Raw genomic sequence first — 15,048 nt, 5'->3', positions numbered from 1 at the left:
GTTGCCCCTGTGCGGGGCGGCACTTACTTTCTTTGCCGCCGCAAAGAAAGTAAGCAAAGAAAGCGGGCTCAAACCGCCAGCTCATAAGTGGGTCCCTCGCGTTGCAGGGGGTAGTGGTGCATCTGGAATCTGTGTTCCCGCGCATTCGGCGTTGGTGACAAGGCAGTCATTCTTCCGGCGGCGCTGCGCGCGCCGCAGCGGTTGTTCTTCAACCGCCGGTATTTCCGGTCCTGAGGGCCGCACCCGCACCGCTGCATGCCTCACGCAAGCTACTCACGCACCTCGCCGAGGCGTAGCCGACGGTCGGTTTCACGAGCGAACGCGAGCGGCGGGTTTGATGCGAACCCTTCCGGCGAGCACGTAGTGCGAGGCGGGAAGCATGACTGCCTTGTCACCAGCGCCGAGTGTGCGGGAGCACAGATTCCAGATGCACCACTACCCGTTCCGAGCCGAGGGGCCCACTTATGAGCTGGCGGTTTGAGCCCGCTTTCTTTGCTTACTTTCTTTGCGGCGGCAAAGAAAGTAAGTGCCGCCCCGCACAGGGGCAACACTAGTAGACCACCGTGATCTCAAGGAAAGGCCAAGGGGGTTAGAACAAACCCCGCCACAGGCAAAAAAACCACAACCACTAGAAAGAGAGGCCCAAATGCTAGACCGAATAACCGCCATGCGAACCTTCATCCGGATAGTGGACACCAACAGCTTCACCCGCGCAGCGGAGTCCCTGAACATTCCACGGGCGACGGCGACCACCATCGTCCAGAATCTCGAAGCCCTGCTCGGCACGCAACTGCTCGTGCGCACGACGCGGCGTATCAGTGTCACGCCCGAAGGCGCCGCCTACTACGAGCGTTGCGCGCAAATTCTCGCCGATATCGACGAGATGGAGGCGAGCATCCGTCACGCGACGGATAACCTCACTGGCCGCCTGCGCATCGAAATGCCCGGCTCGGTGGCAAGCGGGATTGTCCTGCCCGCTCTCGACGACTTTCACGCGCGCTATCCCAATCTCGATCTCGCCATCGGCGTCAGCAATCGTGTGGTCGATCTGGTGTCCGAAGCGATCGACTGCAGCATCCAGCTCGGTGAACTGCCCGATTCGACTCTGGTGGCGCGGCACCTGGGCACCATCGAGCACGTGACCTGCGCAAGCCCGGCTTACCTCGCGCGCTACGGCACGCCTACGGATCTCGACGATCTACGCGGACACGTCGCCGTCAATTGCATGTCGCCGCACAACGGCCGCGAAGTTGCGTTCGATTTCGAAGTGAACGGCGAAGCGCAAACCGTCAAGGTCAACGGCTTCATCAAGGTCAGCGACGAGCAGGCCTATCTGACTTGCGGACTGCAAGGTCACGGGCTGATTCAACCGGCCCGAATTGCGGCACAGCCGTACCTCGACTCGGGACAATTGCGCGAAGTACTGCCGCAATGGAAGCCGGTGCCTATGCCGGTGTCGGTTGCGTATCTGAAGAATCGCCGCGTGTCGCCGCGCGTGCGTGCTTTCGTCGACTGGCTTGCAGAGCTGTTCGAGAAGGCGGAGCACGTCGAGCAGGACCTCTCGCGCGTGCGCCAGTTGTTGCGTGGCCTGCATCCCGCCTGAAGCGCATGCGCTTCAGGCGCGCGGCGCGCTTCGCACATCAGCCCGGCACCGGTACGGGGCGCGTGAGCAGGTCCACGTAAAAATTGAAGAAGTTCTGATTGTCGAAGCGCTTGACGATCGTCATCTTCTGCAAGCCGGCCGGCGGAGAGCTCGTATAGCCAGTAGATTTTCCGTCATTTGCGCCAAAGCTCGTATCGACATCCACCCACTCTTCTACCGTCTGGGTCGCAAATGAAGGATGAATCAGATAGCCGAGCGTCAGCGTGTCCCATATGTTGGTGGTGTAGTTCGGATTGGTTTCGAAGCCGTTCTTGCCGTCGAAGCCGTAGCCGTTCAGCGTCTTGAACAACTGCGTAATGATGGTCTGCTTTGCCGGGTCGTGCGCGATACGGTCGTAGAGCGCCTTGTCCATCTTCACCGTATCCGTTACATCGAGCGGAACGACAACCTGTTTGATCGGCAGACGCAACACCTCTTTTGCCGCCTGAGGATCGAACCACCAGTTGAATTCAGCCGTCGGCGTGGTATTGCCGGGCACGTCGATCGCGCCGCCCATGTAGATGATCTGCTTGATCAACGGCACGATCTCGGGATGCTGACGCGTGGCGAGCGCAATGTTGGTCAAAGGCCCGATGGCCAGGATCGTCACTTCCCCGGGGTTCTGCTTCACTGAATCGACGATGAAATCGACCGCGCTTTTGCTCTGCACTTTCGTGTGCGTCGCAAATCCGTCGGGCGGTGCGACGAGATCGCTGTCCGACTTCGGCTCGGGCGTTCCCCACGCGCCGAGATAGCCATCGCCGCCCGGGAATTGCGCCATTTCGGCCTGGATAGTGGCGAAATCATGCGACAGCGCGTAATTTGCACCTGCATAAACGCCTATTTGCTTGTCGACCCCGAGCCGCTCGACAGACTTCAATGCGTCCGCGACACCCTGCTTCAACCATTGATTGCCGGACACGACGGTAATGCCGAGTACCTTCAACGACCCTTGCGCCTGCAATTGCGCCGCCATGACGCCGAGCTGGCCGTCGTCGCTCAGCGTGTTGTAGTCGCTGTCGATAATGACTTTCGGGGGATTGGAAGGATTCAGATTGCTACCGCCGCATGCCGCGATTGCAAGAACAATCACGACGCTTGCCAGATACCTCGAGGCCGCGAGAAACCGCTTCATTGATGTCTCCTGTTTTATCGCATCGGTGTACGAACTAAGGAGAGTCATCATAGACGCAAAGGCGGCGAAGTCAAACCGGAGCGTCGCGGGGGCCCGAGCATCGTGTGATGCCTGGCAGCCCCTCGCCGACGTGAGCCGCCCACGCGGCGGACGATCACGGTTGACGCGCTTGCGGCGTGGAACCCGGGCATGCCGGGTCTTTGCCCCAATGACCGTCGCAGACACGCCAGCGGCACAACTGGTCTTCGAAAAAGCCTCGCTGCGCGCACTCTTTCACGCGCTCGGCGAGCTTCGCGTTGCCGGGCACGGCGGAGGTTGCGACCTTGGTCGCCGGATTTGTGCCGCTGGCTTTCGCATCGGCCGGCTTGGTGCGTGCAACGAGTGCGGCCAGTAGATCGGCGTCCGAATCATCTTTCGACGCTGCGTCTGGTTTGGCTTTCTTCGTTTGAGTGGAGGCAGTCGCCGTACCCTGGCGATGATGGCTCGCGCTTGCCGACGCGTTTTCTTTCTTGCTGCGCGCCGCAGCCTCGTGCTTGCTCCTGCTCGCGACAGTCGAGCTTTTGTCGTGCTTCGCCGCCGCTGTAGCCGCTGTAGCCGCTGTAGCCGGCCTAGCCGACCCCGCTCCCGTTGCCGCCGGGCCCGATGCAGCGGATGCACCCGATGCCCCAACGGAAGCGAGCACAGGAGCCGGCGCGGAGCCACTGCTCGGCTCGGCGCCGTCGGCAAGCGCGCGCGACAGGCGGCTTTCCGCTGCATCCGCCGATGCAGGGGATGCACCAGCAGGCTTGCTGTCGCTTTCGTCCGCGATGATCGTGGCAGCCTGCGAAGAGGCGGCGGCCGGAGCTTGCGCATTCGTGCCGACCTGCGCCGCCACGCTCGCGGCCGAGGCCGGCACCGCCGCGTTGGCGACGTTCACGGCGCTCGCCGGCGCGGCCGCAACGAGCGGCTCACTCTGCCCGCGCTGCTGCATGTGCCATGCGCCCCAACCACCTGCCGCAATCAACAGCAATGCGACGAGCGCAAGCGGTGTTCTGGAACGGCGTGGCTTCTCGACAGGCGGCGCGACGCGGCCTTCAAGGTTCGCAAGAATTCGCGAACCATTGCCGTCTGCGCCTTTAGCCTTATCGGATAACAGGCTTGGCGGGACTTTGGAATTTGAATTTTCCGGCGCACTCATTCACTGTCTCATTGAATCCTGGATTATTTCGCCGTGATAATACCGCTCCGGCTCCTCTCCGAGCAGGCCTGATTCTAAGAGCAAGCATTACAAAATACAATTGTTTCCAATTTCCGGGGTCGCCCTTGATTGCCGTAGTACTTCTTGGCTATTTCGCCGTCGCAGTCCTCGTCGCCGCAATGCTGCTTTTGCCGGCGGTACGCGCTTCTTTATTAGGCGCCGCCCAGACCATTCATAGCCGCGTTATGCACCGGGCATCCCGCGGCGCATCGCACGCGCGTAGTCAATTAGCACGCTCGGCAAGAATTTCGCAATCCACGGCGACAGATCTGAAAAAATTACTGGCGCGCCGGCGCTTGCTGATTTTTACTACCGCAGGTATTCTTGCGACGCCGCCATTAGTGGCATTGGGTTTACGCGGTCGTCAGTTATTTCAGTTCGACGAAACTGCACGGGTACCGGACGAGAAAATTGCCGCGTTACTGAATGGCGAACAGCTCGTACCTCCGCCGCCGCTGCCGCCGGAAGTGTTCGCCACGCGGGAGGTCGAGCAGATCCGGCCGGCGCTGAAAGACGCGAGCCGCGACTGGAATTTGCTGGATGCCGATTTTCGAACGCGTTTGCTGCTCGTCTACAAAATCATGCACGAGCAGTACGGCTACGAAATGGCCTTGCTGGAAGGTTATCGCAGTCCGGAGCGGCAAAACCGGCTCGCGCAAATTGGGAGCAATGTCACCAATGCCGCTGCGTTTCAAAGCTATCACCAATACGGCCTTGCGGCAGACAATGCGTTTTTGCGCGACGGCAAGCTCGTCATTTCAGAAAAAGATCCCTGGGCGATGCGAGGCTATCAGTTATATGGGCAAACAGCCGAACAGGTCGGCCTGACCTGGGGCGGCCGCTGGAAAATGATGGATCTGGGGCACGTCGAATATCACAAACCCGGCTTCGTCCTCGGGCGGGGGCATTAAGGACACAGCGGTACAAGAGGTTGGGAAATGGGGCGTTCAATCAATATTTCAGGCAAAAAGCGGCGATACGAACCGCAATCCGGCATACCTCCCCGCATTCGCCCGGCCGCTTTTCGCCGCGCCGGCAATTGCGGATTTAACAATTCAGCCGATTTCGCCGTCCGGCTGAATCGGCTTTCATTTCCTTTCACCCTGTTTTCAAACGCCGCACGCGCGTGATGCCGTTTGCCCAGCACGCGCCATAACACATATCACCAAGACCTGAACGGCTTATGCGACGCTTTCTCAACGTGTTGACCCATCCACGCACGCTCTCGATCATCGGCCTGCTCGCGCTCGCTGCTGTGTTGTTCGTCGGCGCCGATACCTTGCAGATCGATCCGAAGTGGCCAGCCATCGTGCTTGCCGTGGTGATCGCGCTATGGCTGCTGGTATGGGTGGTGCGCCGCCTGCGCGCGCGTCGCGCGAACAACAGGCTTGGCGAAATGCTCGAGCAGCAGGCGGAAAAACAGAGCGCGGAAGCGGGGCCCGCCCCCACTCCGGCGCGTCAGGCCGAGCTCGACGTGCTGCGCACGCGCCTTGTCGACGCGGTGAAAACCATCAAGACATCGAAAATCGGCCAGGTATCGGGCGGCTCGGCATTGTACGAGTTGCCCTGGTACATCGTGATCGGCAATCCCGCTGCGGGCAAGAGCAGCGCCGTGCTGAATTCGGGCCTGCAGTTCCCGTTCGCCGACAAGAACAACGCCGTGATTCACGGCATTGGCGGCACGCGCAATTGCGACTGGTTCTTCACGACTGAAGGCATTCTGTTGGACACGGCAGGCCGCTACTCCGTGCATGAAGAAGACCGTACCGAATGGCTCGGCTTTCTCGGCCTGCTCAAACGCTTCAGGCCCAAAGCGCCGATCAACGGCATCATCGTGACCGCGAGCATCGCGGAACTCACCAGCAGCAAGCCTGAATTCGCCATCAATCTGGCGAAGAACCTGCGCCAGCGCGTGCAGGAATTGACCGAGAAGCTGGAAGTCTTCGCACCGGTCTACGTGATGTTCACGAAGGCCGACCTGATCACGGGCTTCACCGAGTTCTTCAGCGGTAGCGACCGCCACGAATATGATCGGGTGTGGGGCGCCACCCTGCCCTACGAACCCGACGAAAAGCGTGACGTGGTGGGCCTTTTCGACGAGCATTTCGAAGAGCTATACGACGGCCTCAAAGAAATCAGCGTCGCGCAGATGTCGATCAATCGCGGCAACAAGCTCTCGCCGGGCCAACTCAGCTTCCCGCTCGAGTTCTCGACAATCAAGCCCGCGCTTCGCGCGTTCCTTGCCACGCTGTTTGAAACGAACCCGTTCCAGTACAAGCCGATCTTTCGCGGCTTCTATTTCACGAGCGCATTGCAGGAAGGCGAAACGAACAGCGCCGCCGCCACCCGCATCGCCAACCGTTTCGGCCTGAGCGCCGAGAGCATGCCCAAGCCGCACAGCGCGTTTTCAAAGAACGGCTTCTTCCTGCGCGACCTCTTTTCCAAGGTCATTTTCGCGGACCGCCAAACGGTCAGGCAATTCGCGAGCCCGGCCAAAACGCGCCTGCGCTATGCGACCTTCTTCGGCTTCGTCGCAGTGCTGGCGCTCGCGCTGGGGGGCTGGACGTGGTCTACCATCAACAACCAGCAACTTGCGGAGAACGTCAAGGCGGATCTCGAGAACGTCGTGCGTTTGCAGCAGAACCGCAATGACCTGCAATCGCGCCTGCAGGCCATGGACGTTCTCGAAGACCGTATCGATCAGCTTGAACAGTTCCGCCGCGATAAGCCGCTTGCCGTATCGTTCGGCCTCTATCAGGGCGATCGTCTCGAGCAGCGTCTTCTTACCGAGTACTACAACGGCGTGCGTCAGATCCTGCTCGATCCGGTTTCGCAGAACCTTGCGGCGTTCCTGAAGGAGGTCGACGCGCATCCGGATCAACTCGCTCCGCTCAATCGCACGCCGGAGGCGGCAGCCGTGCCGGTCTCCGCACACAACGCCATGGCCGCCAACAGCCAGGGCGGGCTTTACAGCGACGCTTCGCCCACCAATGTGGAAGACGCCTACAACGCGCTCAAGACCTACCTGATGCTGAGCGACAAGCGTCACGTCGAAACCGCTCACCTGACTGACCAGGTGGCGCGCTTCTGGCGCGGCTGGCTAGAAACGAATCGCGGCAACATGCCTCGCGACGAAATGATCCGCAGCGCCGAGCGCATGATTACGTTCTACCTGTCACGCGTATCCGACGACGACTGGCCGATGATCGACCAGAACCTCGGTCTCGTCGATCAGACCCGCGAGAACCTGCGCCGCGTAGTGCGCGGCATGCCGGCGCGTCAGCGTGTCTATGAAGAGATCAAGGCGCGCGCGTCCACCCGCTTCGCACCGATGACCATTGCACGGATTGTCGGCGAAAACAATACGGGGCTGGTGGCGGGCAGCTATGCGATCCCCGGCACGTTCACGCGCGAAGCATGGTTCCAGTACGTGCAGCCCGCCATTCGCGAGGCCGCGACCAAAGAATTGCAGGCGAAGGACTGGGTGCTCAACACGTCCGCGCATGACGACCTGACGCTTGAAGGCAGCCCGGAGCAGATTCAGAAAGCGCTCGTCACCATGTACAAGACCGAGTATGCAATGCACTGGCAGAAGTTCATGCAAGGCATTGCGGTGCAGAGCTTCGGCAGCTTCGGCCAGGCGGTGGATGCGATGAACCGCCTCGGCGACCCGCAAGATTCGCCGATTCGCAAAGTACTCGAAACCGCGTATGACCAGACCTCGTGGGACAACCCTTCGCTCTTTAACGCGAGCCTGAAACGTGCGCAAAGCGGCGTGACGAGCTGGTTCAAGCAATGGTTCTCGCGTGCGCCGACCGGCCAGTTGAATGCCAACATCGACATCAACGGCAATCCGGTGGAAATGCCGATGGGACCGATTGGACAGGAGTTCTCCGCGCTCGGCCGGATCGTGGTGACGGGCGACAACGGCTCGATGCTCAAGGGCTATATGGACACGCTCTCCAAGGTCCGCACGCGCTTTAACGTAATCAAGAATCAGGGCGACCCGGGTCCGGGCGCGCGCCAGCTCATGCAGCAGACGCTCGACGGCAGCGGCTCCGAACTCGCCGATTCGCTCAAGTACGTCGACGAGCAGATGCTCACGGGCCTCACCGATTCGCAACGCAAGGCGCTGCGTCCGCTGCTCGTGCGGCCGCTGATGGCCGCGTATGCGGTGGTGATCCAGCCGGCCAGCGTCGAAGTGAACAAGGTCTGGAACGCGCAGGTGTACCAGACGTTCCAGAACTCGCTCGCGAACAAGTATCCGTTCGCGAGCGATGCCAAGGTCGAGGCCGGCGCGGGCGAAATAGCGCAGGTATTCGGGCCGGACGGCTCGATTGCGAAGTTCGTCGGCACCACGCTCGGGCCGCTTGCGGTGCGCCGTGGCGACACGCTGACTGCGCGCACCTGGGGCGACATGGGCCTCGCGCTCACACCCGACTTCACCAACGGATTCGCACGTTGGGTCGCGCCGCTCGCCGGCGGCGCAGCCGGCGCGTCGGCGGGCCAGAGCTCGGCGGAACCGCAGACGGTGTTCCAGATCCTGCCGCAGCCGAGCAGCGGCACGACCGAGTACACGCTCGCCATCGACGGCCAGCAGATGCGCTATCGCAACACGCCGCCGCAATGGACCAACTTCGTGTGGCCGAATCCGTCGGGCTCGCCAGGCGCCACGTTGTCCGCAACGACCTTCGACGGCCGCACCCTGCAGCTTGTCAACGAGCCGGGCCGCTATGGGCTCGAGAAACTGATCAACTCGGCGCAGCGCAAGCGTCGCCCCGACGGCACCTTCGATCTGTCGTGGACGCAAGGCAACGTGACGGTGGCCGTCAGCATGCGCATCATCAGCACGTCGCAAGCATCGGGCGGAAGCAGCGACGCGCCGCAGCAGCAAAGCCTGCGCGGCTTGCGTCTGCCTTCGTCGGTGGCGGACGTCAGCGCGGCGGGCAATTCGGTGGTTGCCGCGAGCGCGGCCACCAGCGCGTCTGCTGGCCCGGCGCCTGGCACGCCAGGCTCGACAACCTCGACGGCGCCGGCTGCGCGCCCCGCCACGGCAGCTGTTTCGACCCAAGGAGGCGCGCAATGACGCAGACCGTGCAGGCGCAAATCGCATACTTCGGCAAGATTCCCTCGCGCGGCGACTTCGTGAAAAGCGCGCATAACCCGCAGTTGCTCGCCACACTCGACCGCTGGATCGCCGAAGCAATGGAGCTGCTCACCGACGATCCGCGCTGGAAGATCGTCTACGAAAACGCGAAGCCGATGCACTTCGCGTTCCTAGGTTCGCGCAGCAAGCTCGCCATTGCCGGGCATATGGTGGCCAGTCACGACCAGTCGTCGCGACGGTTTCCGTTTCTCGCCGCGACCGCGCTCGAAGTCGAGAAGCCGCTCACCTTTCTCGCGCACAGTCCGCTCGCCTTTGCGCGCCTGTGGTCGCGTGTCTCGGCGCAAATGAGGCCTCTACTCGGCGCCAGCGAGCCGGCGGGCGCATTGCAGGCGCTCGGCGAGACGCAGGTGCCGATTGAAATCGGCGGCGGTCCCGGCAATCCGCATGACGGCACGTTCAACGATTTCGTCGAACACCAGACGCTTGCCGGCCTCGAACAGATGCTGCTTGCAAGCGGCCATCCGGTGCGCCTGCGCGGCGCAATGCTGGCGCTCGGTTCACTGCTGCGACCTGTGATGCAAAGCGGCTCGTCGCACCTCGAGCGCGGGCTCACGCTGCCATTGCCGAACGACCCGTTCTATCGCAGCCTCGTCGCCGCATTCTGGCTCGAACTGATCGCGCCGTTCGTCGCGCAGGCGGACTTCGAACTGGCGATTTTCATCGGCACCATTGCGGAGCGCGAGCGGCTCATCATCGGCTTTAACGGCGCGTCGGCGAAAACGCTGCACAGCGTGGTCGATCCGCAAGCGTATGCCGCACATAACATCGATATCGACGACCCCGAATGGATCGACGAACACGCACAGAACGATCATGGCATCAGCAAGCTCGTCAGTTACCTCGACCAACCGCAACTGTCCTTGCGCGTCAGCATCGACACGTTCCGCGAAGCCTTCACGGGAGCGTAGTGCGATGAGCCACCCACGCATCCGGATAAACACGCGGCTCCCTCGGGTGCTGCTTGCCGTGCTGGCCGGTTCGCTTTTCAGCACGCTCGCTCATGCCGATAACGACGGTCCCGCACGCGTCACCCCCGTGGACAACAGCAGCACCTCGATTCGCACGGCGGCCCTGCCCTCGACTTCGTCCGCGGGACCTGCGGTCAACACGGCGGGCCTCGCGAGCGGTACCACTGGCGCCGGCACCGGCGCGGTGACAGCTTCGCCGCCGCCCGCCAATGCGGCGCCAGGCCAGGTCGTGGTCGGCGGCAAAGTGCCCGACGAGGCGACCAAAGCCGCTGTGCTCGCGCGTTTGCGCGAAACGTATGGCGCGGCCAACGTGGTCGATCAGATCGAGGTTGCCGACGTCGCCACGCCGCCGAACTGGTCGGCCAACGTGCAAAAGCTGATCGGCCCGCAACTGAAGCAGATCAGCAAAGGGCAACTGAAAATAGACGGCACGCAGATCGACGTGAAAGGCGAAGTGCGCAACGAGTCGCAACGTCAGCAACTCGCAAGCGACATGGCCAACGCGCTCAATCCAACCTATACGATCAAGAACGGCCTGCGCGTGAGTGCATCCGAGCAGGGTCTGCTCGATCAGACGCTCGCCAACCGCACGATCGAATTCGAAACCGGCAGCGCGACGCTCACGCCGCAGGGCCGCGCGATTCTCGACCAGATGGCGGCGGCGATGCAGAAGATGACGACAAGGACAGTCGCGATCATTGGCCACACCGACAACTCGGGCAACCGCACGTCGAATATCGCGCTGAGTCAGGCGCGCGCCGACGCGGTGAAGGGTTATCTCGTCGCCAAGGGCATTCCTCCGCAGCAGATGACCACGACTGGCGTGGGCCCGGATCAGCCGATCGCAACGAACGACACCGCCGATGGCCGCGCGCGCAACCGGCGCATCGAGTTCCGCGCGGGGTCCTGAGCATCGGGGCTCCGAGCACAGCAATCCGGGGCGCTTTAGCGTCTTTACCCCTTGGCGCCTGGTTGCAGGAACGGCGCGCATGAAAAAGCCTGGCCCGCTCACTCGAGCGCGGGCCAGGCTTTTTTATTTCGACGCAGACGTCTAGCTGTTTTCTTCCGGCTTCACACCCAGCAGCTCGCGGATATGCGCGAGCGATCCATCGTCTTTCACCACTGTGGAAAGCCACTGATGCAAGGGCATGTCGGCGGCCTCCGCGGCTTTGTCGGCGAAGTATGCAGCGGGATTGTGCGGCTCGGTGCTGCGAAAGAAGCGGGCCACTGCGCGCAACTGCGCGACGGCTTGCGCGCGACTCTGGATTCCTGCGATTGCCTGGCTTTGCGCGGTCGTCAACACAGGTTCCTCGCGTTGCAGTGATGTCTTGAAGGTGGGCTCTGCGCGCTCGGGTTCCTGCAACGCCGGTGCAGTTGCTCCACTCATGGACGTCTGTTGTGCCTGCGGATGCACGCCGACTTCCCGCGCGAAGCGTTCGGCCAGACGATAGACGCTTTCGTAGGCGTCCTTCGCCTGGCGGAAGCTCGGCGCGAAGTCGCCAGCGCGGCGGTCGAGCTCCTGTTCCAGCGCGAGCATGGCCGCTTCGAATGCCTTGAGGTCGGCCAGTAACGTCGAATAAAACGCGGCAGGCGTGGCGCGCTTCGCGGCGTCGATCTGTTCGATGGAAGGTTTGCCCCGCGCAATGTCGTCGGCATGGTCGGGATCGCGCTTTACGGCTTGTGCGACGTGCGCGGCGACGTCCCAGTCGATCGTGCTGTACACGTTGCCCTGCGACGACGTAAGCGGCATCGCGCGCAGCAGCTCGCCGGTGCGGCCGACGAGCCACGCGACGTTGCCGAGGCGATACTCGGTGTCGTCGCCTTCCGGTAGCGGATGAACGGTTTCCCAGTACTTTTCGCACAGCCCCGTGATCAGCGTGTAACCCTGCGTGAGACCCGTCACGCCTTCTTCAATGGCGAGCGCTTCCGTGAGCCACACCGCGAGCCGCAAGTCTTTCGTCTGGGTTTGCAGCAAGGCACTGGAACGTTCAATCACGAACGGCCAGTCGGCCTCCTTGATTTCGGTGACCCATTCGCCCTGATCGAGAGAAGGGTCCTCAAAACGCCGTGCGTGCGCAATGGCATCGAAGTCGGCGGAAAACAGGAGATCTTCGCCGCAGGGCGCAGCTTCGCTGATTGGAGCGAGCAGCGTGTTCAGATTGGTGGGCATGGCATGGAGCTATCAGGTTGCATTCGTTAAAGCGCTTATACGACGGCGTACTCGAATTCGCCAGCCTCGCTCGAGCGCACCGAAATGCGCTCGATCGTCGCGCCGTTCGCAATGCGCTCCAGCACATGCTGCGCGACTTCAGGAAGCAGCGTGCCGTTCAGAATATGGTCGACGTTGCGCGCGCCCGAATCCACTTCCGTGCAGCGTGCAAGCACTGCATCGACCAGCGACTCGTCCCACTCGAATACCGCCTTGTGGTTCGACTCGATACGGCGGCGAATTCGCTGCAGTTTCAGCTCGATAATTTCGGCGAGCACATCGTCGGAAATCGGGTAGTACGGCACCACTTTCATGCGGCCGAGAAAAGCAGGCTTGAACGCCTTATACAGTTGCGGACGCAAGGTTTCTGCGAGCGCGTCGGCATCGGGCAGTTCCTCTGCGCTTTTGTTCAGGCACGCCTGCATGACCGCTTGCGAACCGACATTCGACGTGAGAATGATCAGCGTATTGCGAAAGTCGATTTCGCGCCCTTCGGCGTCGTCCATCGTGCCTTTGTCGAACACCTGGAAGAACATTTCGAGTACATCGGGATGCGCCTTCTCGACTTCGTCGAGCAGCACCACCGAATACGGATTGCGGCGCACCGCCTCCGTCAACACACCGCCCTCGCCATAACCAACGTAGCCCGGCGGCGAGCCTTTCAGACCCGAGACGCTATGCGCCTCCTGGTACTCGCTCATGTTGATCGTGACCATCTTGCGCTCGCCGCCGTACAACACATCGGCGAGTGCCAATGCCGTTTCGGTCTTGCCGACACCCGAAGGTCCGACGAACATGAACACGCCCCGCGGCTTGTTCGGATCTTCGAGATTCGCGCTCGCCGTGCGCACCCGCTGCGCGATGGCTTCGAGCGCGTGGTCCTGACCGATCACGCGCGCGGCCAGCAACGGCTGCAGATTCAACACGGTCTGGATTTCATCCTTGACCATGCGGCCGAGCGGAATGCCCGTCCACGACGCCACAATTTCCGCAACGACGTGTCCATCCACCTGCAACGGCACCATCGGTTGAGCATCCTGCAAAGCCTGCAATTCGGCCACCCGCAGCGCGAGCGTTTCGCGCGCCTGCTGCGCTTTCTCTGCCTGCTGCGCGTCGGCACTACTCACGCGGGCCGCGTCGATCTCGGCACGCAGGTCGACAATCTCCGTCACGAGCGCACGTTCCTTGTCGTAGCGCGCTTCATCTTCAGCGAGGTGTTGCAGGTCTTCCTCGCGCAGTTCGCGCAGTTGCGCGAGCCGTTCGTCGTGCTGCGCCCCGCTCGCCGCCTCGCGTTCGAGCGCGGCAATTTCCGCGTCGATGCGCTCGAGGCGCTTTTTCGTATCGTCGATAGCGGCCGGCGTCGAGCTATGCGCGAGCGCCACTTTTGCGCACGCGGTGTCGAGCACGCTGATCGCCTTATCCGGCAGTTGCCGGCCGCTAATGTAGCGATGCGACAGCCGCACCGCCTCTGTGATTGCGTCGTCGAGCACACGCACGTTGAAGTGCTTTTCCATTAACGACGCCATGCCGCGCAACATAGCCGCCGCAAGCGTTTCACCCGGTTCTTCGATCTTCACGACCTGGAAACGCCGTGCGAGTGCCGCATCTTTCTCGAAGTACTTCTTGTACTCGCTCCACGTCGTCGCTGCGATAGTGCGCAGTTCGCCGCGAGCCAATGCGGGTTTCAGCAGGTTTGCCGCATCGTTCTGTCCGGCCTGCCCGCCCGCGCCGATGATCGTATGCGCTTCGTCGATAAACAGGATGATCGGATGCGGGCTCTTCTTCACCTCGTCGATCACGTTTTTCAGGCGGTTTTCGAACTCGCCCTTCACGCTCGCACCTGCCTGCAACAGACCCATGTCGAGCACGTGCAGCGCCACGCCCTTGAGCGGCGCGGGCACGTCGTCGGCCGCGATGCGCAGCGCCAGACCTTCGACAACCGCCGTCTTGCCGACGCCGGCCTCGCCCGTCATGATCGGATTGTTCTGCCGGCGCCGCATCAGAATGTCGATAGTCTGGCGAATCTCGCCTTCCCGGCCGATCACGGGGTCGATCTTGCCTTCGCGCGCGCGCTGCGTGAGGTTGCTGGTGTACGTATCGAGCGCGGGCGTTTTCGAGGGCGTGCCTGGCATGGAGGCGGACGTGACAGGATCGTCGGCACGGTCTGTGGCGACTTGCCCGTCATGACTGCGCTCGACTTCGCAGGAGCCCGCCGTCAGCTCGTCGAACTTATGCTTGAGATCGGTCACGCGTACGCCGCGCCAGAGCGGCGACATGCGCTCGGCAAATTGCGCGAGATCCGGCGCGCTCAGCAACGCCAGCAGCAAATGGCCCGAGCGAATGCGTCCAATCTGCGAATCGAGCGATGCGATCAGCCAAGCCTGTTCCAGCAGATCGATCAGATGCCTGGAGAACACCGGCGTGCGCGTGTTGCCGTTTTTCAGGCGCTGCAATTCCCGCTCGATGTCCGCACGCAACGCATGCAGGTCGATGCTGCTTGCGCGCAGCACGAGCGCGAGATCGCTCGCCGGTTCGTCGAGCAACGCCAGCAGGAGATGCTCGAGGTCCACCTCGTAATGACCGCGCGCGAGACAGTTGTTCGCCGCCAGCAACGCGGCCTGCCGGCAGGTCGGATTGAGTTTGGCGATCAGGGTGTTGAGGGACGTGCTCATGTGGTGCGATCCGGTCAG

General features: G+C 62.1%; 9 protein-coding genes. 5 read left to right on the top strand and 4 right to left on the bottom strand.

Annotated features, from left to right (window positions below; translation table 11 throughout):
* Positions 1-646 precede the first annotated feature (646 nt).
* On the top strand, positions 647-1,603 hold the full coding sequence (locus F757_RS0119580; protein WP_027212877.1) for a LysR family transcriptional regulator: 957 nt from the start codon (positions 647-649) through the stop codon (positions 1,601-1,603).
* 37 nt (positions 1,604-1,640) lie between these two features.
* On the opposite strand, the gene F757_RS0119575 is transcribed toward F757_RS0119580, so the two are convergent.
* A complete protein-coding gene (locus F757_RS0119575; RefSeq protein WP_027212876.1) occupies positions 1,641-2,777 on the bottom strand; it encodes a nucleoside hydrolase in 1,137 nt (378 codons plus the stop codon).
* 154 nt (positions 2,778-2,931) lie between these two features.
* Positions 2,932-3,954: a hypothetical protein gene (locus F757_RS0119570; protein WP_027212875.1), complete on the bottom strand. Its 1,023-nt coding sequence runs from the start codon at positions 3,952-3,954 to the stop codon at positions 2,932-2,934.
* A 125-nt stretch (positions 3,955-4,079) separates the two neighbouring features.
* Here F757_RS0119570 and F757_RS0119565 point away from each other — a divergent pair, with 125 nt between their 5' ends.
* The 4 genes from F757_RS0119565 (at position 4,080) to F757_RS0119550 (ending at position 11,059) form a co-directional block, all read left to right on the top strand.
* Complete coding sequence (locus tag F757_RS0119565; protein ID WP_027212874.1) at positions 4,080-4,925, top strand: M15 family metallopeptidase; 846 nt, start codon at positions 4,080-4,082, stop codon at positions 4,923-4,925.
* A 272-nt stretch (positions 4,926-5,197) separates the two neighbouring features.
* A complete protein-coding gene (gene tssM, locus F757_RS0119560; RefSeq protein WP_027212873.1) occupies positions 5,198-9,100 on the top strand; it encodes a type VI secretion system membrane subunit TssM in 3,903 nt (1,300 codons plus the stop codon).
* Entirely contained in the window at positions 9,097-10,089 is a 993-nt protein-coding gene (tagF, locus tag F757_RS0119555) for a type VI secretion system-associated protein TagF (RefSeq protein ID WP_027212872.1), read from the top strand. Before tssM ends, tagF begins: the two co-directional genes overlap by 4 nt.
* 4 nt (positions 10,090-10,093) lie before the next feature.
* Positions 10,094-11,059 (top strand): OmpA family protein, encoded by a 966-nt coding sequence (locus tag F757_RS0119550; protein WP_027212871.1) that lies wholly within the window; start codon positions 10,094-10,096, stop codon positions 11,057-11,059.
* A gap of 141 nt (positions 11,060-11,200) precedes the next feature.
* On the opposite strand, the gene tssA is transcribed toward F757_RS0119550, so the two are convergent.
* Positions 11,201-12,319 carry a type VI secretion system protein TssA gene (gene tssA, locus F757_RS0119545; protein ID WP_027212870.1) on the bottom strand — a complete coding sequence of 373 codons (1,119 nt, stop codon included), beginning with the start codon at positions 12,317-12,319 and terminating at the stop codon, positions 11,201-11,203.
* A 35-nt stretch (positions 12,320-12,354) separates the two neighbouring features.
* On the bottom strand, positions 12,355-15,030 hold the full coding sequence (gene tssH / locus F757_RS0119540) for a type VI secretion system ATPase TssH (protein ID WP_027212869.1): 2,676 nt from the start codon (positions 15,028-15,030) through the stop codon (positions 12,355-12,357).
* Positions 15,031-15,048 lie beyond the last annotated feature (18 nt).

The organism is Burkholderia sp. WSM2232 (assembly GCF_000472545.1).
Lineage (GTDB): Bacteria > Pseudomonadota > Gammaproteobacteria > Burkholderiales > Burkholderiaceae > Paraburkholderia.
Note: the sequence above shows the minus strand (reverse complement) of the source record. Positions and strands in the feature narration are given on the sequence as shown.